This is a genomic window from Inquilinus sp. OTU3971 (assembly GCF_038440215.1).
In genome coordinates, this window is the sequence record NZ_JASATH010000460.1 from 1 (window position 1) to 342 (window position 342).

Annotated in this window: 1 protein-coding gene; it reads left to right on the forward strand. The window is 67.8% G+C overall.

What is annotated here, in order from left to right:
• A partial coding sequence (locus tag AAHM41_RS40410) for a cadherin-like domain-containing protein (RefSeq protein WP_342242289.1) occupies window positions 1-342 on the forward strand: 342 nt, incomplete at both ends.

Genomic DNA, 342 nt, shown 5'->3' on the forward strand with positions numbered 1-342 from the left:
CCTGTCGGATGGCCACGGCGGCACCGCCACCGGCAGCTTCAACGTCGGCGTCGGCGCGGTGAACGACAACCCGACCTCCGGGACGGTCGCGGACCAGAGCACCAGTGAAGACACCCCGCTCACGGTCTCCAAGGCCCTGATCCTGGCTGCCGCTTCCGACATCGATGGCGACACGCTGTCGATCACCGGTGGCTCGGCCCTGCACGGCACCGTCTCCTTCGATGTCGACGGCAACCTGGTCTACACGCCGAACGCCAACGCCAATGGCCCGGACGTCGTCACCTACACCTTGTCTGACGGCAACGGCGGCACCGCCACCGGCAGCTTCAATGTCGGCGTCGG